Below are 20,131 nucleotides of genomic sequence, written 5' to 3'. Positions count from 1 at the left end.
CAATGCGGTTTTCTTCTTTCGCATTCTTTCTGCTTTCCGGCCTCGCACTAGGCTCCTTCTCGGCTCAAGCCCAACAAACGCCCGCTCCCCCCGCTGCCCTTTCCGATGATTCCGTGCGCGTGATGTCAGGGTTGGTGCAGGCCAGTGTGCGCCAGTTGCGTGCCATTTACTTTGAGCCCAACGAGGCGCAAACGATTAAACTAATTGGAGCCGCCCTGCACGACATTCCGGCTTTTAATCAGCGTCTGAGCCATTACACCGCCAGCCTTTCCCGAGAGCAGCAGCAAGTGCTGGCTCAACGCTTACGCAAGCACCCCTGGCAAATTGAACTCCGGACTCTACTGAACAGCCCCCAGTACCGTGGCTTCGATGCCCGCGCAGCCAAAAACCCCGAGCTGAAAGCAGCTGCTGCCCAGCTCCGGACGGCTGGGTTTATGGGCACGGGCGCTACGCCAGCTGCAGTTGCCAGCACCCAAACGGTTACTCCGGCTCCGGCACCTGCCCCTGCGGCCACCACTCCCGTTGCTGCCCCCGTAGCTGCTACCCCTGCTGCCGCGCCAAAGCCTGCGGTTAGCGCTACCCACCGCCACACCGTAGTAAAAGGCGAAACGCTCTTTAGCATTGCCCGGCGCTATGGCGTAGAGCCAGCGCAACTACAGGCCTGGAATGGCAAAGCCAGCAGCGGCGTGAAAATTGGCGAAGTCTTGACAGTGGAGGCTAGTAACTAGGCCTCATAAGCACAGCAACCCAACAGGGGGCGGCCACTCGTGGTCGCCCCCTGTTGGGTTTTAGGTCTTGTAGTTCTGGCTGAATGTTGGCTGCAAAAGCTTACGAATTTGTTAGGTAGCACTGCTTCTGCTGCGTTTGCTTTTACTAGGTGCCTAAGGCGCACTTACCGGTAATACGCCAAAATCCGTTGCCGCGCAACCTTTCCCGGCCGCCATTTCGTGGGTAACTTTACCTGATGCTTCGTGCCTCTAATGGCCGAAGTCGTTTGCCCATGCCCGTATTCTCGCACCTTCACTGCCACACTCAATATTCGCTTCTCGATGGTCAGGCCAGCATTTCGGCCCTGATGAAAAAGGCCCAGGCCGATGGCATGCCTGCCGTAGCCCTCACCGACCACGGCAACATGTTCGGGGCCTTCAACTTTGTGGCCGAAGCGAATAAGTACAACGTGAAGCCCATTGTGGGCTGCGAGTTCTACCTGGTAGAAGACCGGCATAAGAAAAGCTTCAGCCGCGAAAAAGGCGAGCGGGACGTACGCCACCACCAGCTGCTGTTGGCCAAAGACCAGGCCGGCTACCAGAACCTGGCCAAGCTCTGTTCCATGAGCTTTATTGAGGGTGTGTACAGCAAGTATCCGCGCATTGATAAGGAGCTGCTGCTGCAGTACCACGAAGGCCTAATTGCCACCAGCTGCTGCATTGGCGCCGAAATTCCGCAGGCCCTGCTCTGGAAGACGGAGGAAGAAGCCGAAAAGCAGCTAAAATGGTGGCTGGATGTGTTTGGCGATGACTATTACATCGAGATTCAGCGCCACGGCATCGAGAACATCGACAATACCGGCAAAAGCCAGGAAGACCTGAACCAAGTGCTGCTGAAGTGGGCGCAGAAGTATAACGTGAAAGTTATCTGCACCAACGACTCGCACTACGTCGATCAGACCGACTTTGCCCCCCACGATATTCTGCTGTGCGTAAATACAGGCGAGGAGCACAGCATCCCGGTCGGCGACTTCCAGACCAAGTACTTCCGGCTGATGTCGCAAGACAACAAGGTGCTCTATGACCACCTGGACAACCTGCGCCCCCTAGCCTCCTCCGACGACCAGGTGCGCCGCCAGCTCATGCGCATTGATGAGGAAGCGCAAATGCCCAAGCCCCGCTCCCGCTTCGGCTTCCCCAACGACCAGTTCTATTTCAAAAGCCAGGAGGAAATGAACCGGCTGTTCCGGGACGTGCCGGAAAGTGTGGACAACACCAACGAAATTGTGGATAAGATCACGCCGCCCAAGCTGCAGCGCGACATTCTGCTCCCCAACTTCCCGCTGCCTCCGGAGCACCCCACCGCCGATGCCTTCCTGCGCCACCTCACCTTCAAGGGCGCCTTTGAGGGTCCGCGCCCGCGTTACTCAGAGCGCACGGCTGATATTGAGGAACGCCTGAACTACGAGCTGCGCGTGATTGAGACGATGGGCTTTGCCGGCTACTTCCTTATCACCCAAGACTTTATCAACCACGGCCGCAACATCGGCGTGGCCGTGGGCCCGGGCCGGGGCTCGGCGGCGGGCTCCGCCGTGGCGTACTGCATCGGCATCACCAACATCGACCCGATTAAGTACTCGCTGCTGTTTGAGCGCTTCCTGAATCCGGAACGCGTATCGATGCCCGATATCGACATTGACTTCGACGACGTGAACCGCCAGAAAGTCATTGACTACGTGGTGGATAAGTACGGCAAAACGCAGGTCGCCCAGATTATCACCTTCGGTACCATGGCCGCCAAGTCGTCGATTAAAGACGTGTCGCGGGCCATGGACTTGCCCTTGCCGCAAGCCAACGACCTAGTAAAAATGGTACCCGACCAGGTGGGTACTACGCTGGCGAAGGCGTTTGCGGAAAATCAGGAGCTGGACATGATTCGGCGCGACGATGCGCCCGATAACCTGCGCGGCCAGATTCTGCGCCTGGCTGAAAAGCTGGAAGGCTCGGTCCGGAACACGGGCATCCATGCCGCAGGCGTTATCATCGCCCCCGACGACATCACGAAGTACATTCCGGTTTCCACCTCCAAGGACTCGGACCTGCTCGTGACCCAGTTCGACGGCAAGGTGATTGAGAGTGCCGGGATGCTCAAAATGGACTTCCTGGGTCTGAAGACGCTCACGATTATTGTGGACGCCATCAACCTGATTGAGCAAAACCACGGCATCCGGATCGACATCGACGAAATTCCGATTGACGACCCCAAAACCTATGAGCTGTATCAGCGCGGCGACACCATCGGCACGTTCCAGTTCGAGTCGGAGGGGATGCGCATGTACCTCAAGGACCTCAAGCCCACCAACATTGAGGACCTGATTGCCATGAACGCCCTCTACCGCCCGGGCCCGATGCAGTTCATTCCGAACTTCATCAACCGCAAGCACGGCCGCGAGCCGGTAGAGTACCCGCACGAGTTGCTGGAGCCCATCCTGAACTACTCCCAGGGCATTATGGTGTACCAGGAGCAGATTATGCAGGCCGCCCAGATTCTGGCCGGCTACTCCCTCGGGGGCGCCGACTTGCTGCGCCGGGCCATGGGTAAGAAGGACATGAAGAAGATGGCCCAGGAGCGCGAGAAATTCGTGGAAGGTGCCAAAAAGCTGCATAACATTCCCGCCAAAAAGGCCTCGGAGGTTTTCGACGTGATGGAGAAGTTTGCGGCCTACGGCTTCAACCGCTCTCACTCCGCTGCCTACTCCGTGGTGGCCTATCAGACGGGTTACCTGAAGGCCAACTACCCTGCTGAATACATGGCGGCGGTGCTGACCAACAACATGGGCGACATCAAGAAGGTGACGTTCTTTATTGAGGAAGCACGCAAGCAGGGCATTCCGGTACTAGGTCCCGATGTCAACGAATCCATCCTGAAGTTCAACGTGAACAAGCAGGGCCAGATCCGCTTTGGCATGGCGGCCGTGAAAGGCGCGGGCGAAGCGGCCGTGGAAAGCTTAGTGCAGGAGCGCGAAAAAGGTGGGCCCTACACCGATATTTTCGACTTCTCGAAGCGCGTGAACCTGCGCGCCGTCAACAAGAAAACCTTCGAGAGCCTAGCCTTGGCCGGCGCCTTCGATTCGTTTGAGCGCTATCACCGCCGGCAGTTTGTGGAAGCCCCTTCCGGCGACCAAAACCTGATTGACAAGGCCGTGCGCATGGGCCAGCAGTACCAGGCGGAGCTGGAGTCGGCGCAGCAGAGCTTGTTTGGCGGTGGCGCCTTTGGGGCCGTGGCCATGCCGCTGCCTAAAGTGCCCGACATGGAGCCCTGGCCCGCTACGGAGCAGTTGCGCCGCGAAAAGGAGGTAGTAGGTTTTTACCTTTCAGGCCACCCGCTCGATGACTTCAAGCTGGAAATTGACTCGTACTGCACCTGCGGGTTGGATAAGGTAGAGAACTACAAAAACCGGGAGGTGACGGTTGCCGGCCTGATTTCAAACGTGCTGTTCAAGACCACCAAGACCGGACAGCCGTTCGTGTCGTTCAGTGTGGAAGACTATGAGTCGTCATTGAACCTAGCGCTTTTCCGCGATGATTACAGCCGGTTTTCAGCCCTGATTAACCCCCGAAACTACGACAAGGAGCAGGTTCCTCCCATGTACATCCGGGGCAAATACGCCCAGCGTTTCCGCGACTCCGACCAGTTTGAATTCAAGATTCTGACCATGGAGCCGCTGTTCAACGTGGCGGAGAAGCTAGCTAACGGCGTGCGAGTGCAGCTTGACCTGCGCACCATCACGGAGCCCTTTATGGACCGCTTTATGGAGGCCGTGGAAGCAGCCCCTGGCAGCAAGAAGCTGGAAATTAAGTTTGCCGAGCCTCATGAACATCTCACTGTCGATACCTACTCGCGCCGCTACCGCATCGAGCCCAAGGAGTTTATCCGGAAGATGCGCGAGATGGAAATTGACGCTTGCCAGCTGATTTAACCCTAGTAAAAATGACTTTACCAAAACACGCGCCCTAGCAATGGGGCGCGTGTTTTGGTAAGAAATTCTCAGGGCAGTTTGGCCATTCTTTTTCACCTAGCACTTCTATTTTAGTTGTGCCCACAGCCACCACGCTAACTCTTTAATGAATAGAAAGCGGCCAAGGAAAGGCCGTTCCCCTTTCATCAAAGCCGGCCCAGCGTCATCGGGGCCGAAGCGCAATTGGCCGGCGGAACTGCCACTCTGGCCGAGTGAACTTTCTGGCTCGTGGCTTGTTGAATCGCAATCTGCTACCTTGCGGCCCGGTTGACCGTAAACAGCACACACATTCCATTAAACCCCCTTCTGTTATGGGACATAAAGCCATCGAAATTACCGATGCTAACTTCGACCAGATCATCAACTCTGATAAGCCCGTGCTCGTGGATTTCTGGGCCGAGTGGTGCGGTCCGTGCCGCATGGTAGGCCCAGTAGTTGAGGAACTGGCTGGCGAATACGAAGGCAAAGCTATTATTGGCAAAGTTGACGTAGACTCTAACCCACAGACCTCGGCCAAGTTTGGCATTCGCAGCATTCCAACGCTGCTCGTGTTTAAGAACGGCCAGATTGTGGACAAGCAAGTAGGTGCTGTACCGAAGCACGTGCTGGCTCAGAAACTTGACGCTCAGGTTACGGCGTAACGCTTGCCTTAACCACCTACATAGAAAAGCCCCGCCTCTTTCAAGGCGGGGCTTTTTTATTGTTACAGTATGAGGGGCGCTTCCCTAGGCATTGTACCCTAGCAAAGTGCCTAGGGAAGCCATGAAGGGTTACCAGCTTTCATCAGGCGCAAACACGCGCGCTTCGGAAGGAGCAAGCTGCGGGGGCCTCAGCCCGGACAGCAGAGAAAAGTTGGGAGCAAAGTGGATAGGGATGGTGAACGTCATGGCCGTGGGCAGATTGTACTCACGCCCTGGCTCAAAAGCCGGTAAGCTGGCGACCACGCGCCGGGCTTCCTGGTCGGCTTCCGGAGCTAGGCTCTGCACTACCTGCACTTGCCCCACGCGGCCATCTTCACCCACTGTGTAGCTTATGTACACATTGCCGGTAATGCCCTTGCGCCGGACGTTGCGGGGGTAATTAGTATTCTGGGCAATGAAATTCAGCATAGCCGCCTCACCGCCCGGAAATTGCGGGAGCTCCCGGGCCCGCACTTTGCCCATAAATGGCGAACCGTCCTCATTAAAAAACGCCAGGGCCAAGGGCTTTCCTTGCCGGTCGGGCATTTCAATGGCGCTGAGCTGGCCAGTGTTGTAAAAGTAATGCCACTCGCCCACTGGTCGGCCCGCGTTGTAGCGCCCCTCAGAGCGCTTCTGGCCGTTGCGGTGCACCGAAATCCAGCGGCCCACACGTTGGCCATCGGCATAGTCGCCGCGCTGGCTTACGCGGCCGTCTTCGTACCAGCCCACATACAGGCCCTGGGCTTCATCGTCGCGGTAGTGCACTTGGCCAGCCTTGCTGCCACTCGGATGATACCACGTAAGAAGCCCGTTGCGAACGGGTGGATCAATGGATGACAGCGTACCGCGCAGCAGCAACGTACCCGACAAAGAGTACTCTCGCATGGCGTACGTGCCCAGCAACTCGTTTTTCCGATCTACCACCCGGTAATGGGTGGCGCTATCGGGCACGGTCGCTTCGTCGCGGTTATTCAGATAAACGGCCGGTAAACTCTGGGACCAACCTAGGTGCATTGCTAGCAGCAACGGCAAGAGAAGCGCGTATTGTTTTCTCATGAGCAACTAGGGTAAGGGCTTACGTGCGGAGGGTGAACGAAATATAACCCGCAGGTAATCAAGACCCAAGCGCCAGTCCAACTTCATCAAAAAAATACTACTTTAGCTGCTTAACACCCAACAACCCACCCAGTTCCGCTGCCACTAGTACGCTACGCTGTAGCTTCTACCCGCTTCTATTTAAAAGATAACTTTTCTAGGGCAGTTAAACACAGCAGCCGCTACCCCGAAAAACGGAGCAGCGGCATGAGGTGCTGTTTTGGGCTTGTGCTAAACTAGTTGGTGCGCTCTTCTATTTCCTGCAGCTGAATTGGCCGGTTGAAGGCCTCCTCCAGCGAGATAAGCGTTTCGGTACGCTCAATCCCTTCAATTAGCTGAATCTGCTCGTGCAGTACCTCGCGTAGGTGGTTGGTATCCCGGCAAATGAGTCGGGCAAAGATGCCGTAGGCGCCCGTCGTGAAGTCGATGCTTACTACCTCCGGTATCTGCCGCAACTGCTCTACTACGCTTTCATACACGGAGCTTTTCTGCAGATAGATCCCTAGGAAAGCACGCACGCCGTAGCCAAGCTTCTGATAATCAATTTTGAGGGTAGCGCCCAGCACAATGCCTAGCTCCTCTAGGCGGGCCATCCGCACGTGTACCGTTCCTCCTGAAACATGCACCTTACGCGCAATTTCAGTGTACGGCATTTTGGCATCGTCGATTAGGAGCGCCAGAATCTTCCGATCGGTGTCGTCAAGTTCGTAATTACGGGCCATTTTTTTCTATGTTGATTACGGATATATTAATGACGAGCTACTTTTTTTAAAAAGTATGTAAATTTTAATACAAATGTCTGAAATTATTTTATCACAGCAAGTTAGGCGCTACATTTGTCATAATCCAACGCGAACGGCGGGGGAGAATTTTGACACTGTAGAATGATGAAACTGGCAGACATACCCTCCTCTCTCGGGGGTGGAGATTCGGGAAAAACTGGTCCGGCGGCTGGCTAACCACTCCGTGGAGGTTCGAATCCTTCTTCTACAGCACAAACAGTATTGGGTGGATCATGTGAGGAGGGAAAAACGGGACGTATCTGGGTGGGTACGTTCTGAATCAAGAGGCGGCATCTGGGTGGGTGCCGCCTTTTATTTTTTATTGCCGGTAAGTATTTGTCTGTTCTGGCAAACAGAAGCAGTACTTTATGAAATCGGCCGCAAAGTTCGCTTTTTCTTATCGGTTAAGCACCCATCTTGGCAAAAAAGCCTTCTCTATTTCTGTTGTGTTCTTTCTGTTTTTGTTACGGCCCGCCTGTGCTTGATTACACAACGCTAGGCTGCTTCTGAAGGTATAATCTTCGCCTTTTTACTAGCCCATCATAGCCCATAAACCAACTGCCCACCCCAGACTTGTATCCGGAGCGGGCAGACCGAGAAGGAGGTGCTATTATCGAGTAGCTAGGGTTTGTTGCTGATAGCGCGCTAGGCCGGCATCCAGAAACTTCACGAAGGCCGTAATATCAGGCTCATAAGCTACGGATGTCGTCAGAGCCAGCGGCTGCTCGGGCGTACTGGCCGGGTCCAGGATTACGTAGTACGGCTGGGCATTCATATTGAAGCGGCTGATCTGAAAGTCCAGATTTTGCTCGCCCAGCGTTTTCTTTACCCGTTGGTCGCGCGTGGAGGTGTACCACTGGTTTTGGGGAAGCTCCGTTTTGTCGTCGGCATAGAGAGCCACTACCACAAACTTTTCGCGCAGCCGCTGCAGCACACGCGGGTCGCTCCACACAGTGGACTCCATTACGCGGCAATTGCCGCAGTTATGGCCCGTAAAATCAACGAAAATAGGCTTCTTCTGCTGGCGGGCACATGCCAGAGCTTCTTCCAGTGTGAAGTACCCTTCCAGGTTGAGCGGCAATTCCAAATCGCCTTGGAAGCGCGGCACGCTGCACAAAGCAGAAGCGGCGGGGTTTGCCGATGCGGTGGGGGTAGCGTTCAGCCAGGCGAAATCCTGGCGGGCCGGCGGCGGTGCCAGCGCCGAAAGGCCGTTCAGAGGCGCGCCAAACAAGCCGGGCACCATATACACCATAAATGAGAATACCAGCGTAGCCAGCAGCAACCGGGGCACGCTTACATGCGAGGTTTCGCTGTCATGGGAAAGCCGGAATTTCCCGAGCAGATATAGGCCCAGTAAACCGGCCAGCACAATCCAGATGGCCAGGAACACCGGCCGCGGCAGCAGCCCCCAATGGTACGAGAGGTCGGCGGAGCTCAGGAACTTAAACGCCATGCCCAGCTCTACAAAACCCAGCGCTACTTTCAGGGTGTTCAGCCAGCCGCCCGACCGAGGAATCGACTTCAGCCAGGTAGGAAACAAGGCAAACAGCACGAACGGCAGCGCAAAGGCAGTTGAAAACGACAGCATAGCTAGCGTGGGCCGAAGCAGCTCACCATTCGCGGCTGAAATAGCCACCGAGCCCACAATAGGCACGGTGCAGGAAAACGACACCAGCACCAGCGTAGCCGCCATAAAAAACAGCCCCGACCAGCCGCCTTTGTCGGCCTGGGCATCTACTTTATTTACTAGGCTGCTAGGGGCATTAATCTCGAAAAGCCCCAGAAACGACATCCCGAAGATGATGAAGATGACGAACGACAACAGATTGGGCAGCCAGTGTGAGCTGATGAGGTTGGCGGCATCGGCCCCAAATAGCAAGCTCAGTACCACACCTGCACCGGTATAGATGGTAATAATGGATAAGCCATAAACCGATGCTTTCGCAATGGCCTCGCTGCGGCTGCGGCTGTTGTTGGTGAAGTACGATACCGTCATGGGGAGCATGGGGTACACGCAGGGCATGATAACGGCCACCAAACCCGCTCCAAAGGCAATTAGCAAGAACTTCCATAGAGATAGGGCCGTGCCAGCCGGTGTAGCGGCCGATGCTCCCGCCGCAACAGTTCCATCTGATTTGGCAGGAGCTACCACGGCGGCCGCAGTCTGCCCCGAGTCGGGGGCAGGCGCAGCAAGGGCGCTAGCTGCCGGGGCAGCTTCAACCGCCGTGTCAGTAACTGCGGCCCCGGCGCTGCTGGGGGCTACCGCCGGGGCTAGTGCCCCAGTAGTACTAGGGGTGGCGACGGGGGTAGCGGCGGGCTTGGGCGTAGCGGGTGCGGCAGCAGTGCCAGTTGCTTCCAGCGGGCCAAAGCTCAGGGTTTCTTCACCCGGAATGCAACGGCCGTCAATATCGGTGCAGGTCTGAAACTCGGTTTCCGCCGTAATAGTCAGAGCACCGGGCTGTAACACCCGAATGCGCTGCCGAATTTGGCCGGTCTTCTCGAAGTAGGTAATGTCGCCTTTAAATACTTCGTCAAATTTTTTCTTGGTCCCGATGGACGTAGGCTTACCTACCAGCTCGTAAGCCGGGCTCTTGGTGAACGTGAAGGTAAACACGGTAGGACCCAGATCGGGGTCGAAGTTAGTGGCGTACAGATGCCACTTGTCGTCGATGCGGGCATTAACGATGAGCTCTACTTCCTCCCCCACTTTCACAGAGGATTTACTTACGGCAGCAGAAAGCTTGGTGGGGGTCAGGACCTGGGCCTGAACTCCTAGGGCCGCCAGCAAGGCTAGCAGCAACGGGAGCAAATAAAACGTACGACGAGGCATGAAGTAGAGAAAGAAACGGCAAACGGATGCCGAAAGGAAATACAAAGGTCGGCAGAAACCGCAACAGCTACAGCCAAGAAGTAGTTTTCTGTAGTGAGCTTGAATGCCCCGCAAGCCACTTCCTAGGCTTTTGGGTTATAATAGCGCTCCTCATTCCGAACCGCTTGCGCTGAATGTCGTACTTTTGCCTTACAAAGGAAGGCAGGCCGGTCGAGTCTTGCTTCCGCATCTATGCTCTTAAATATACTTCTTACTGTTCTTCTGGTATTGTTGAACGGGTTTTTCGTGGCGGCAGAATTTGCCATTGTGAAAGTTCGACTCTCCCAGATTGAGTTGAAAGCGCAGACTGGCAACCGGTTTGCCAAAATGACCGAAGGCATCCTGCACAACCTCGACGGCTACTTATCGGCCACCCAGCTAGGTATTACGCTGGCTTCGCTGGGCTTAGGTTGGATTGGCGAGAGTGTGGTTTCTCAGATCATAATTGCCACAGTACACGCGCTGGGCCTGGAAATGACCGATGCTACCGCTCACAGCATTGCCCTGCCTACTTCGTTTGCGCTCATCACCATCCTGCACATTGTGTTTGGGGAGCTGGCGCCTAAATCACTAGCTATTCAGCAGCCCGAAGCCACCAGCATGTTTGTGGCCCTGCCGTTGCGGGTGTTTTACACTGTATTCCGCATTCCTATTGTCGTGCTGAACTGGCTCTCGGGCCTAGTGCTGCGCTTGTTTGGCATTCAGCAAGTATCCGAGCACGAAGTACATACTGCCGAAGAGCTGCGCCTGCTAATCGACCAAAGCAAGCAAAGCGGCGAAATTCAGGACTCGGAGCATGAGTTGATTGAGAACGTGTTTCAGTTCAACGACCGGATGGTAAAGCAGATTATGGTGCCGCGCACCAAGCTTTCTGCTATTGACGTGAACACGCCCCAAGATGCCGTGCTGGAAGCCGTATACAACGAAGGCTACTCGCGCATTCCGGTGTACGAGGGCAACATCGACAATATCATCGGCATTCTGTACGTGAAGGATCTGCTCCAGATTATTCGTCGGAGTGAGCCAATTGAACTACAGAAGATTATCCGGCCGGCGTATTTCGTGCCTGAGACCAAGAAGATTAACCGGTTGCTGCGCCAGTTTCAGCGCAAGCACACGCACATGGCCATCGTCAGCGACGAGTTTGGGGGCGTGTCGGGCATTGTCACCATCGAAGACATTATGGAAGAGCTGGTAGGCGAAATCCAGGATGAATACGATAACGAGGTGCCGGTAGTGGAAAAGGTTTCGGAAGCCGAGTATCGCGTAGCCTCGTCTACCGCCATCCCAGATGCTAACGAATACCTCCCTTTCCCCCTACCCGAAGGCGATGACTACGAGACGGTGGGCGGCCTGCTCAACGTGATTTATGGCAACATCCCGGAAGTAGGCGATGTAGCCGTACTCGACAACTACGAGTTTCGGGTATTGAAACGCTCCCGCCGCGCCGTGGAGCTAGTGCAGCTACGCGTAACCACGCAAGCCGAGCGCGACGAAGAGCCATCTGAGGCCTTCGACGCATAAGGAGGGCTAGTACTTCCTCGTCTGTTTCGTTTACGTTTTTTGCTCAGCCTAGCTCCTACTCAGGCGTGAACCAGCCGGCGTACATCACGTAGTTGTCGGCGGTGCGCAGCATGTTGGCGCGCTGCTCTTCTGTTACGGGCTTGATTTTACGGGCCGGGATGCCGGCATAGAGGTAGCCTGGCTCGCACTGGGTATTTTCGAGTACTACCGCCCCGGCCGCGATAATGCAGCCAGCCCCCACTACGGCTTGGTCCATCACGATGGCGCCCATCCCAATCAGCACGTCATCTTCTACCGTGCAGCCGTGCACAATGGCTTTGTGGCCGATGCTAACGCGCGAGCCGATAGTAGTAGCGGCCTTGAGGTAGGTACAGTGAATCACGGCGCCGTCCTGGATGTTCGTTTTGTCGCCGATGCGGATGCTGTTCACATCCCCCCGAATTACGGCGTTAAACCATACCGTGCAGTTAGCCCCTAGTGTCACGTCGCCTACAATGGTAGCATTATCGGCTACAAAGCAGTCGGGGCCTAGTTGGGGATATTTGCCTTGAACTGGAAGAATGAGCGCGGGCATAGGAAAGGAAGTGAAGTGGGCGAGCGAGGAATAGCGCGTAGGCAACCGAAGGTGCAACTAGCAACAGTTACTAGGTTGGTTGGATAAGCAAACCTAGTGATTTCACCTTTTAGCGCGCCAGCATCCGCTTCCAGGTGCCTTTATCCCAGTTGTATTTGAGCGTGCTGGGCAGCGCCTGCCAGAAATACTTGCTGGTTTCCACCGCAAAGCTCGGCTGCATATAGCAATTGATGGTACAGCCTTCGCACTGGGGCAAACGGCCTTCAAGGGCAGCCAACTGCTGTACCGGCGCAGAATTATACAGCCCGAACAGGTCGTTGGCAATTGGAAATTTCTGCTCACCCAAATGGTAGCACGGCAGCACCAGCTCATTGCTGGGTGAAATGACCAACGTAGTACTAGCGGCCCGGCACACGGGCGCGGCTACGTGGTTGCCCCCGTCGCGTCGCAACTGAATAAACGCCTCATTCAGGTACACGCCCGGGCGCTTACCGAAATCAGAGAGGTAGTCAAGTTCAGCGGCCGTGAGCTGCTCGCCGGTTTCCACAGTGTTGTACTCAAAGGCCGGGTTCAGAATCAGCACCAGCTTGTTGGGCCGCGTTATTTCTCGGTACACCTTTTCCAGATCGGCCAGGTTTTCGCGGAATACTGTGAACAGAATATCCGGCCGCTCGCCCAGTTCCTTGGCTACCCGGATGCTTTCTAGCACGAAATCAAAGCAGGCGACACCGCGGCCTTTGTCGTGCACTTCTTTCTCCGAGGCATCCAGGGAAAAGTGCAGCATATCTACCTTACCGCGCAGTTTTTCGGCGTACTTGGGGTAGAGCAAGCAGTTAGTGGTGAGCGTCGTGATAAAGCCCATATCATGCGCTAGGCCCACAAACTCATGGATTTGGCGATGCAGCAGCGGCTCTCCGCCCGTAAAATCTACTATCGATACCCCTAGCCGTTTCAGGTCGCGTAGGTTACGCTCCACATCTTCCAGCTGAATGTAGGGCGACGGCTTTTCCCAGATGTCGCAGAAGGAGCACTTCGCATTACACCGATAGGTGACGTAGTAATTGCACAGAACCGGATGACGAACAAGACGCATAGGCGGGTAAAGGTACGGCCAGGAAGCGAGTGTGCCTGCAGGGCATCCGATTTGGGCCAGCAGCCAACCTAGCAGCACTTCCGCGCCCAAGTAGACTTAGTGTGGCAATGCGCCCCAGGCACTATCCCAGGTAGTGGGGGTTGCCGCCAGTGCCTCTGGAGTAGCCGGGCCGTAATGCTCCAGATAGTAATTACAGAAGCCTTTTAGGGGGCAGCGGTGGCAATCGGGCTTAGTGTAGAGACAAATTTTCTGGCCGTGCCAGTAGTTGTGTTTATGAAAGTTAAGCAGGACCAGCGAATCTTTGGGCAGCTGTTCTAGCAGCACTTGGTGCGCCTTGTCGGCAGAGGCTTTCGGCCCGATCATGCCTACGCGCTGAGCAATGCGGTGCACATGGGTATCCACGGGCAGTACGGGCTTGCGAAAGTTGAACAGCAGCACCAAGGACGCTGTTTTCAGTCCAATCCCCGGCATATCATTCAGCCACTGCATGCCTTGCTCCGTGGGCCACTCTTCCAGAAAATCGAGGGTAAACTCGCCTCGTTCCGCTTTTATCCGACGCAAAATTTCCTGGATGCGGGGTGCCTGCGTATCGGGCCAGCGGGTAGTACGAATGGCGTGGGCCAGCTCAGCCGTAGGCGCAGCTAGTACGCCTTCCCAATCCCCGAAGGTGTCCAGCATCCGGTCGTAGGCCAGTTCCTCATCGGCGTGGGTGGTGCGGTGCGAGAGTACCGTCGAAATCAGCTCGCGCATGGGTGAGCGGCGCGTGGTTTCTTGGGTAAGTGGCGGATAAAACTCGTTTAATAGCAGATGGTCCTGATTGGTTTTTTCAGCGGGCGGCGAGGTGTAGGTTGTGGGCATAGCAGGTTGTACCGCTCAGGTGGCGTGCAGGTTGCACTCACTCGGGGCTCCTAGGGCACTCCTGACCACAAACCCCATAAAAAACGGTGGCTCCTTTGCGGGAGCCACCGTTTCTGTTGCCTCAAAACTAAGGCAGTTGCTTTAGTGCTTAGATAGTGCCTTTTTCAGCAGCCTTCTTCAGCTTTTCGTTGGCGAAAATAGCCACCTCTACCCGGCGGTTGGCTACGCGGCCAGCTTCCGTAGAGTTATCAGCAATGGGCTGACGCGAACCGTAGCCCGTTACCGTGAAGCGCGAAGCATCTACGCCTTGCTGCTGGGCATAGTTAGCTACAGCTTGAGCGCGGCGCTGCGAAAGCGGGTTGTTGATAGCGTCGCTGCCGCTGGTGTCGGTGTGGCCTTCTACAATTACGTTGGTGTCGCCGTACTTGATGAGAGTTTTAGCCAGGTCCTGAATGTTAGACTGTGCCGTAGCGGTCAGAGCCGACGAGTTCTTAGAGAACAGCAAACCCGAGTCGAAGGTGATTTTGATGCCTTCGCCTACGCGCTCAACCGTAGCGCCTGCCATTTCTTTCCGCAGTTCAGCAGCTTGCTTGTCCATGCGGCGGCCGATAAGAGCTCCACCAGCACCACCCACGGCAGCACCAATAATTGCGCCTTTCGCCGTGCCCGACTTACCGCCAATTACGCGGCCCAGTACCGCCCCACCGGCAGCGCCACCCAAGCCGCCAATTACAGCGCCTTTTGCGGTTTTGCTCCAGGGTTTTTTAGTGGTCGTTGTGGTTTGAGCTTCCGCGTAGCTGCTGCCTAGTAGCAGCACAGCCAACATCAGCACGAATAAGGAACGTAGATTTTTCATGAGGGCAAGGTTTGAGTGTAGTGGTATGAGGTAAGCGAAAGCCTCAGGGGCAAAGATATCAGGACAACTTTCGTTTGAGGCTTCAGTTCTGGAAAAAGCGTTTTGCAACCACCTTGCCAAAAACGCTCTCTACCACCTCTAAAGTATCAAAACCCCGCGTTAAAAATTACAGCACGCTGTCCATCAATGCGTTTGCTTGCACATTTTACTAGCCCCTGCTCCTGCCCAAACCCTTCGCACCTAAATCACAGACTGATAGCCAGACGCAGTATTTTGAGTTACCGCTATTGATACTTTGTTGCTATCTGGAGGCTAGGGCACAAAAAAAGCCGCCCCAACAGGAGCGGCTTTTCTGAAACTAAAAGCTTGTGTAAGCTTACAGACGGCCTTCTTCGGCAGCCTTCTTCATTTTCTCGTTGGCATAGATGGCAATTTCTACGCGGCGGTTAGCCTGCTTGCCTTCAGCCGTGGTGTTATCCGCAATCGGCTGGCTTGAGCCATAACCTTTGCTGGTAATACGACCGGCTTCAACGCCTTGCTGCTGGGTGTAGTTAGCAACGGCCTGGGCGCGGCGCTCCGACAGGGGCTGGTTGATGGCGTCCGAGCCGGAAGCATCGGTGTGGCCTTCTACTAGCACGTTGGTGTCGGGGTACTTTTTCAATACCTCAGCCATTTTCTGAATTTCCGTCATCGAAGCAGCACGCAGCTCGCTCTTGTTGGTATCGAAGAGGATGCCCGAGTCGAAGGTAATTTTGATACCCTCGCCTACGCGCTCCACTTTGGCGTTTTGCATATCGCGCTGCAGTTCAGCAGCTTGCTTGTCCATACGGCGGCCAATAAGAGCACCACCAGTACCACCCACGGCAGCACCAATAATAGCGCCGGCAGCCGTACCCGACTTACCACCGATTACGCGGCCCAAAATAGCACCTGCTGCAGCACCACCGCCGGCGCCAATCAGGCCGCCTTTAGCCGTTTTGCTCATGCCAGTTTTGCGCGGGCCGGTGCCGTTGGTGTCAGCTTCCGGAATGTTGGGGTTGCGGGTGCTGGTGCTGGCGCAAGAGCTTACGAAAAGCAGCACAGCCATCAGCAATGTTAGAAGTGAACTACGAGATGTCATGTTCTTAAGGAAATAGGTTGAGAGAATGTCGACCGGTTGGTTTTGCAGCTTCTACTGCGGATTAGCGAAAAATGTTCTGCAAATATAGTCCAGTATGGATACTTGCTTTCATTTACACTAGGGTGCCCAATTCGCTTAACCGAAACGCCCCTGCAAACCACCGGACAGGTGGTGCAGGGGCGTTTTCAAAAAGCTTGCCGGAAATGAAGGGCTAGCCGACTAGTGGCTTACTGCTCAGCTGTAGCTACCTCACGAGCAGGCACTTCCACTGGCTTCAGCATCTTCAGCAAATCGGTGAGCTTATGCTTGAGCTCTTTCCGGTCTACAATGAAATCAAGAAAGCCGTGCTCGAGTACAAACTCAGCACTCTGGAAACCCTTGGGCAAATCTTTCCCAATGGTTTCTTTGATAACGCGCGGGCCAGCAAAGCCAATCAGGGCGCCAGGTTCGGCAATGTTAAAGTCGCCGAGCATGGCGAAAGAAGCCGTAACGCCGCCCGTAGTAGGGTCAGTGAGCAGTGAGATGTACGGGATGCCCGCTTCGGAGAGCAGCGCCAGCTTGGCTGAGGTTTTGGCCATCTGCATCAACGAGTAGCCAGCTTCCATCATGCGGGCCCCGCCGGAGCGCGAAATCATGAGGAAGGGTAGCCGGTTCTGGCGGGCATAGTCAATGGCGCGGGCAATCTTCTCCCCTACTACAGAGCCCATCGAGCCGCCAATGAATTTGAAATCCATAGCAGCTACTACCAAACCCAGGCCGTTCATCTGGCCATGCGCCGAGCGCACGGCATCTTTCAGGCCCGTGTTTTTCTCGGTGGCCGCTACGCGCTGGGGGTAGGCTTTGGTGTCGACAAAGTTCAGGGGGTCAGCCGAGCGCAGGTCGGCGTCTAGTTCCTGGTACTCATGGTTGTCGAACAGGAAGTCGAAGTAATCCGCGGCATCTAGCCGGTCGTGGTAGCCGCAGCTACCACAGGTAGCTAACAGGCGCTTGTGCTCGGCCATGGTAGCTACGTGCTTACACTCAGGGCATTTGTACCACAGGCCGTCGGGGGTCTCCTTTTTTTGTTCCGTCGGCGTGACGATGCCTTTCTCTTTGCGCTTAAACCAGGAGGACATATTTCTGTGAGATGCTTGGGTCGATGAGAGGAGCAGAAGGAAGCTAGCCGAAGCCAGATTTAGAGTTCTTCCGTGCTGCAAGTTACGGCAGAATGCAAAAGTGCGAAATGCGAATGAAAGGTACGTACCCGGCAACGAAACAGGCAACTGCAGGCTCTTTATCTACGCAAGTAGCCCTCTGCCAGCCCCTAACAACGGTTCTGCTTACTTAAGGTATGTTTACTAGCCCTTGCTTCCTGGTCAAGCCAACGTAATCGAATCATCAAGATACACATCCTGAATGGCATGTAGCAGTTCTACTCCTTCGGCGAAAGGCCGCTGAAAGGCCTTACGGCCGGAAATAAGTCCTTGTCCGCCAGCGCGCTTGTTAATAATGGCCGTCCGGATGGCGGCTTGCCGATCGCCGGCACCTAGGCTTTCGCCGCCGGAGTTAATCAGGCCGATGCGGCCCATGTAGCAGTTGGCAACTTGGTAGCGCGTCAGGTCAATGGGGTTGTCGGAGGAAAGCTGCTCGTACATGGCCGGGTGCGTTTTGCCAAACTTAAGCGTGCTGAAGCCGCCGTTATTTTCGGGCAGCTTCTGCTTGATAATATCGGCCCCGATGGTGACGCCCAAATGGTTGGCTTGCCCAGTGAGGTCAGCCGACACGTGAAAGTCCTTATCCTTGGTTTTAAAGGCATTGTTGCGCGTGTAGCACCATAGCACGGTGGCCATGCCTAGCTCGTGGGCACGCTCAAAGGCCGCCGTTATTTCCTGAATCTGCCTCCGGGATTCCTCCGACCCAAAATAAATGGTAGCCCCTACCGCCACCGCTCCCAGGTTCCAGGCTTCTTCCACGGAGCCAAACAGAATCTGGTCGTAGGTATTGGGGTAGCTCAGCAGCTCATTATGGTTGATTTTAACCAGAAACGGAATCTTGTGAGCGTAGCGCCGCGCTACCGTGCCAAAGGTGCCAAACGTGGTTGCTACGGCATTGCAGTTGCCTTCCAGCGCCAACTTAATGATGTTCTCCGGGTCGAAGTACATGGGGTTTGGCCCGAAGGAAGCGCCGGCCGTGTGCTCAATCCCCTGGTCGACGGGCAGAATGCTGAGGTAGCCGGTGCCGCCTAGGCGCCCGTGATTATACAGCTGCCCCAGGCTCCGGAGTACCTGCGGGGTGCGGTTGGAGGGCACAAAGCAGCGGTCCAGAAAATCGGGGCCGGGAATGTGCAGCTGCTCTTTCGGGATAGTGCGGCATGCGTGTTCCAGCAATGCAGCGGTTTCGGCAGGAAGTCCTTCGAGGATAGACGCCATGGGCTGAACGGGTTAGAGTAACGATGAGCAGGTAGCAGCTACGTTAAATATAGCGTGAAAGCTGGCTTTGCCGCGGCGCCTAGGGTAGCACATCCGGCCAAGGTGCTGTACCTTGCCGCGAGAAAACCGGGCAGTTGAGCCGGCTTTCCGTTGTTGCACTTACTCCGCGTACTTTCTGTGAAAAACTTTTCTACTCTGGCGGTTTGCGCCCTTCTGGCCTCTGCCGCGCTGCCAGGCTGCGTGGCCTCTAAGAAATACGACGACCTAAGAGCCCGCCAAACCGCTACCGAACAAGCCAAAGCCGACCTGGAACGCCAGCAGCGCCAAGCGGTATCAGAGCTAAAAAAAGCCTCCGATGAGCTAGCCGAGCTGCGCCTGCAAAGCCGCCGCCTCATTGATGACTCGACTGAAACCGGCCGCAGCCTGCGCCGCACGCGCCAGCTCAATGCCCAGCTCACGGACTCTTATGACAAGCTGCTCAAAAACTCCGACCGGGCCATGGCCGACAAATCGGCCGACTATAACAAGGTAGCCAAGGACCTGGCCCGCCGCGAAGCCGAGCTAGGCGAGCTAGACACTAGCCTGCGGAAAAGCCGCGCCGACATCGATAAGCTCAACGCCGACCTCACCGCCCGCGAAGCCCGCCTGAAGGAGCTACAAAAAGCACTGGCCGATAAAGACAAAGCCGTGGACGACCTCAAGGCCAGCGTAAGCAACGCCCTGCGCGGCTTCCAAGGCACCGATTTACAGGTCAAGATGAAGGATGGCAAAGTGTACGTGTCGCTTTCGGAACAGCTGCTGTTTAAAACCGGCTCTACCAAAGTTGACCCCAAAGGCCAGGAGGCACTAAAGCAGCTAGCCGTGGTGCTTCAGCAGCAGCCCGATGTGAATGTGGTGGTAGAAGGCCACACCGATAACGTACCGTTCAGCCGGCCCGCCGGCGCCATGCAGGATAACTGGGACCTGAGCGTGCTGCGCGCCACCGAAATTGCCCGGTTGCTCACCTCGGGAGGGGTAGCGCCCGACCGCGTTACGGCCTCCGGACGCTCGCAGTTTGTGCCCGTAGCCGCCAACGACTCGCCGGCCAATAAGGCCCTGAACCGACGCACCGAAATCATTCTCACGCCCAAACTCAACGAGTTGCTCAAGATTCTAGACAGCAACTCTACCGCCGGCGGCAAGTAGGCTTAGGTCACTTCGTATAAAAGAGCGGAGCCAGCGTGTCTGGCTCCGCTCTTTTGGTATATTGCCATATCTTATTTCTTTACTTATCTGAAACTTATGAAAAATATTATCCTTAGATTCTGGTTACTACTGCTGGGCGGGCTGCTGGTATCTACCCATGCTTGGGCCACGCACGCCGCTGGGGGCGAAATTCTGTATGAGCCTATTGCTGGTTCAGCAGACCGTTACCACATTAAGGTCCGGTTGTTTAGAACGGAAGGACCCGGAGTTGCTGACTTTGGAGGATCAATTTCCTTGCATTGCACCAAGAACAGTTGCGATGCTGCTTCTGCCGGAAGCTTTGTTGTAAACCTACCCCGTA

The 20,131-nt window shown here is 55.6% G+C and carries 15 protein-coding genes; 5 read left to right on the top strand and 10 right to left on the bottom strand.

Going from position 1 to position 20,131, the window contains the following annotated elements; genetic code table 11:
• Positions 1 to 2 precede the first annotated feature (2 nt).
• The 3 genes from ACYVGU_RS17935 to trxA all read left to right on the top strand — a co-directional run bounded on the left by ACYVGU_RS17935 (position 3) and on the right by trxA (position 5,367).
• Positions 3 to 728: a LysM peptidoglycan-binding domain-containing protein gene (locus tag ACYVGU_RS17935; RefSeq protein WP_460623167.1), complete on the top strand. Its 726-nt coding sequence runs from the start codon at positions 3 to 5 to the stop codon at positions 726 to 728.
• A 236-nt stretch (positions 729 to 964) separates the two neighbouring features.
• Positions 965 to 4,687 carry a DNA polymerase III subunit alpha gene (gene dnaE, locus ACYVGU_RS17930; RefSeq protein WP_460614001.1) on the top strand — a complete coding sequence of 1,241 codons (3,723 nt, stop codon included), beginning with the start codon at positions 965 to 967 and terminating at the stop codon, positions 4,685 to 4,687.
• Positions 4,688 to 5,037: 350 nt separating this feature from the next.
• Positions 5,038 to 5,367 (top strand): thioredoxin, encoded by a 330-nt coding sequence (trxA, locus tag ACYVGU_RS17925; protein WP_135397675.1) that lies wholly within the window; start codon positions 5,038 to 5,040, stop codon positions 5,365 to 5,367.
• 129 nt (positions 5,368 to 5,496) lie between these two features.
• Here the strand turns inward: trxA and ACYVGU_RS17920 are convergent, their stop codons facing one another.
• From ACYVGU_RS17920 to ACYVGU_RS17910, 3 genes are all read right to left on the bottom strand, one after another.
• A complete protein-coding gene (locus ACYVGU_RS17920) occupies positions 5,497 to 6,462 on the bottom strand; it encodes a TonB family protein (RefSeq protein WP_460623166.1) in 966 nt (321 codons plus the stop codon).
• Between the two features lie 275 nt (positions 6,463 to 6,737).
• Positions 6,738 to 7,223, bottom strand: coding sequence for an AsnC family transcriptional regulator (locus ACYVGU_RS17915; protein ID WP_460613999.1), 486 nt, complete (start codon positions 7,221 to 7,223; stop codon positions 6,738 to 6,740).
• Between the two features lie 670 nt (positions 7,224 to 7,893).
• Positions 7,894 to 10,113 (bottom strand): protein-disulfide reductase DsbD family protein, encoded by a 2,220-nt coding sequence (locus tag ACYVGU_RS17910; protein WP_460623165.1) that lies wholly within the window; start codon positions 10,111 to 10,113, stop codon positions 7,894 to 7,896.
• A gap of 231 nt (positions 10,114 to 10,344) precedes the next feature.
• Here ACYVGU_RS17910 and ACYVGU_RS17905 point away from each other — a divergent pair, with 231 nt between their 5' ends.
• The gene (locus ACYVGU_RS17905; RefSeq protein WP_460613997.1) at positions 10,345 to 11,676 is read left to right on the top strand and encodes a hemolysin family protein; all 1,332 of its coding nucleotides are present in this window, start codon (positions 10,345 to 10,347) and stop codon (positions 11,674 to 11,676) included.
• 55 nt (positions 11,677 to 11,731) lie between these two features.
• Here ACYVGU_RS17905 and ACYVGU_RS17900 read toward each other — a convergent pair whose 3' ends face one another.
• The 7 genes from ACYVGU_RS17900 to ACYVGU_RS17870 all read right to left on the bottom strand — a co-directional run bounded on the left by ACYVGU_RS17900 (position 11,732) and on the right by ACYVGU_RS17870 (position 18,585).
• Positions 11,732 to 12,250, bottom strand: coding sequence for a gamma carbonic anhydrase family protein (locus ACYVGU_RS17900; RefSeq protein WP_460623164.1), 519 nt, complete (start codon positions 12,248 to 12,250; stop codon positions 11,732 to 11,734).
• 109 nt (positions 12,251 to 12,359) lie between these two features.
• On the bottom strand, positions 12,360 to 13,343 hold the full coding sequence (locus ACYVGU_RS17895) for a radical SAM protein (protein WP_460623163.1): 984 nt from the start codon (positions 13,341 to 13,343) through the stop codon (positions 12,360 to 12,362).
• A 96-nt stretch (positions 13,344 to 13,439) separates the two neighbouring features.
• Positions 13,440 to 14,201: an endonuclease III domain-containing protein gene (locus tag ACYVGU_RS17890; protein ID WP_460623162.1), complete on the bottom strand. Its 762-nt coding sequence runs from the start codon at positions 14,199 to 14,201 to the stop codon at positions 13,440 to 13,442.
• Positions 14,202 to 14,349: 148 nt separating this feature from the next.
• Positions 14,350 to 15,057: an OmpA family protein gene (locus ACYVGU_RS17885; protein WP_460613993.1), complete on the bottom strand. Its 708-nt coding sequence runs from the start codon at positions 15,055 to 15,057 to the stop codon at positions 14,350 to 14,352.
• A gap of 376 nt (positions 15,058 to 15,433) precedes the next feature.
• Positions 15,434 to 16,177, bottom strand: a complete 744-nt coding sequence (locus ACYVGU_RS17880; RefSeq protein ID WP_460623161.1) for an OmpA family protein — start codon at positions 16,175 to 16,177, stop codon at positions 15,434 to 15,436.
• Between the two features lie 227 nt (positions 16,178 to 16,404).
• Positions 16,405 to 17,292 (bottom strand): acetyl-CoA carboxylase carboxyltransferase subunit beta, encoded by an 888-nt coding sequence (gene accD / locus ACYVGU_RS17875; protein WP_460623160.1) that lies wholly within the window; start codon positions 17,290 to 17,292, stop codon positions 16,405 to 16,407.
• 240 nt (positions 17,293 to 17,532) lie between these two features.
• On the bottom strand, positions 17,533 to 18,585 hold the full coding sequence (locus tag ACYVGU_RS17870) for a class I fructose-bisphosphate aldolase (RefSeq protein ID WP_460623159.1): 1,053 nt from the start codon (positions 18,583 to 18,585) through the stop codon (positions 17,533 to 17,535).
• 177 nt (positions 18,586 to 18,762) lie between these two features.
• Between ACYVGU_RS17870 and ACYVGU_RS17865 the strand changes: the two genes are divergently transcribed.
• Positions 18,763 to 19,770, top strand: coding sequence for an OmpA/MotB family protein (locus ACYVGU_RS17865; RefSeq protein WP_460613989.1), 1,008 nt, complete (start codon positions 18,763 to 18,765; stop codon positions 19,768 to 19,770).
• Positions 19,771 to 20,131: the final 361 nt, after the last annotated feature.

The sequence above is a fragment of the Hymenobacter tenuis genome (genome assembly GCF_054780495.1).
Note: the sequence above shows the minus strand (reverse complement) of the source record. Positions and strands in the feature narration are given on the sequence as shown.

Coding starts and splice junctions, on each gene's coding strand:
- ACYVGU_RS17890 (WP_460623162.1), bottom strand. CDS start 14,201: ATGCCCACAACCTACACCTCGCCGCCCGCTGAAAAAACCAATCAGGAC.
- ACYVGU_RS17895 (WP_460623163.1), bottom strand. CDS start 13,343: ATGCGTCTTGTTCGTCATCCGGTTCTGTGCAATTACTACGTCACCTAT.
- ACYVGU_RS17880 (WP_460623161.1), bottom strand. CDS start 16,177: ATGACATCTCGTAGTTCACTTCTAACATTGCTGATGGCTGTGCTGCTT.
- ACYVGU_RS17915 (WP_460613999.1), bottom strand. CDS start 7,223: ATGGCCCGTAATTACGAACTTGACGACACCGATCGGAAGATTCTGGCG.
- trxA (WP_135397675.1), top strand. CDS start 5,038: ATGGGACATAAAGCCATCGAAATTACCGATGCTAACTTCGACCAGATC.
- ACYVGU_RS17870 (WP_460623159.1), bottom strand. CDS start 18,585: ATGGCGTCTATCCTCGAAGGACTTCCTGCCGAAACCGCTGCATTGCTG.
- ACYVGU_RS17920 (WP_460623166.1), bottom strand. CDS start 6,462: ATGAGAAAACAATACGCGCTTCTCTTGCCGTTGCTGCTAGCAATGCAC.
- ACYVGU_RS17885 (WP_460613993.1), bottom strand. CDS start 15,057: ATGAAAAATCTACGTTCCTTATTCGTGCTGATGTTGGCTGTGCTGCTA.
- ACYVGU_RS17910 (WP_460623165.1), bottom strand. CDS start 10,113: ATGCCTCGTCGTACGTTTTATTTGCTCCCGTTGCTGCTAGCCTTGCTG.
- ACYVGU_RS17900 (WP_460623164.1), bottom strand. CDS start 12,250: ATGCCCGCGCTCATTCTTCCAGTTCAAGGCAAATATCCCCAACTAGGC.
- dnaE (WP_460614001.1), top strand. CDS start 965: ATGCTTCGTGCCTCTAATGGCCGAAGTCGTTTGCCCATGCCCGTATTC.
- ACYVGU_RS17905 (WP_460613997.1), top strand. CDS start 10,345: ATGCTCTTAAATATACTTCTTACTGTTCTTCTGGTATTGTTGAACGGG.
- accD (WP_460623160.1), bottom strand. CDS start 17,292: ATGTCCTCCTGGTTTAAGCGCAAAGAGAAAGGCATCGTCACGCCGACG.
- ACYVGU_RS17935 (WP_460623167.1), top strand. CDS start 3: ATGCGGTTTTCTTCTTTCGCATTCTTTCTGCTTTCCGGCCTCGCACTA.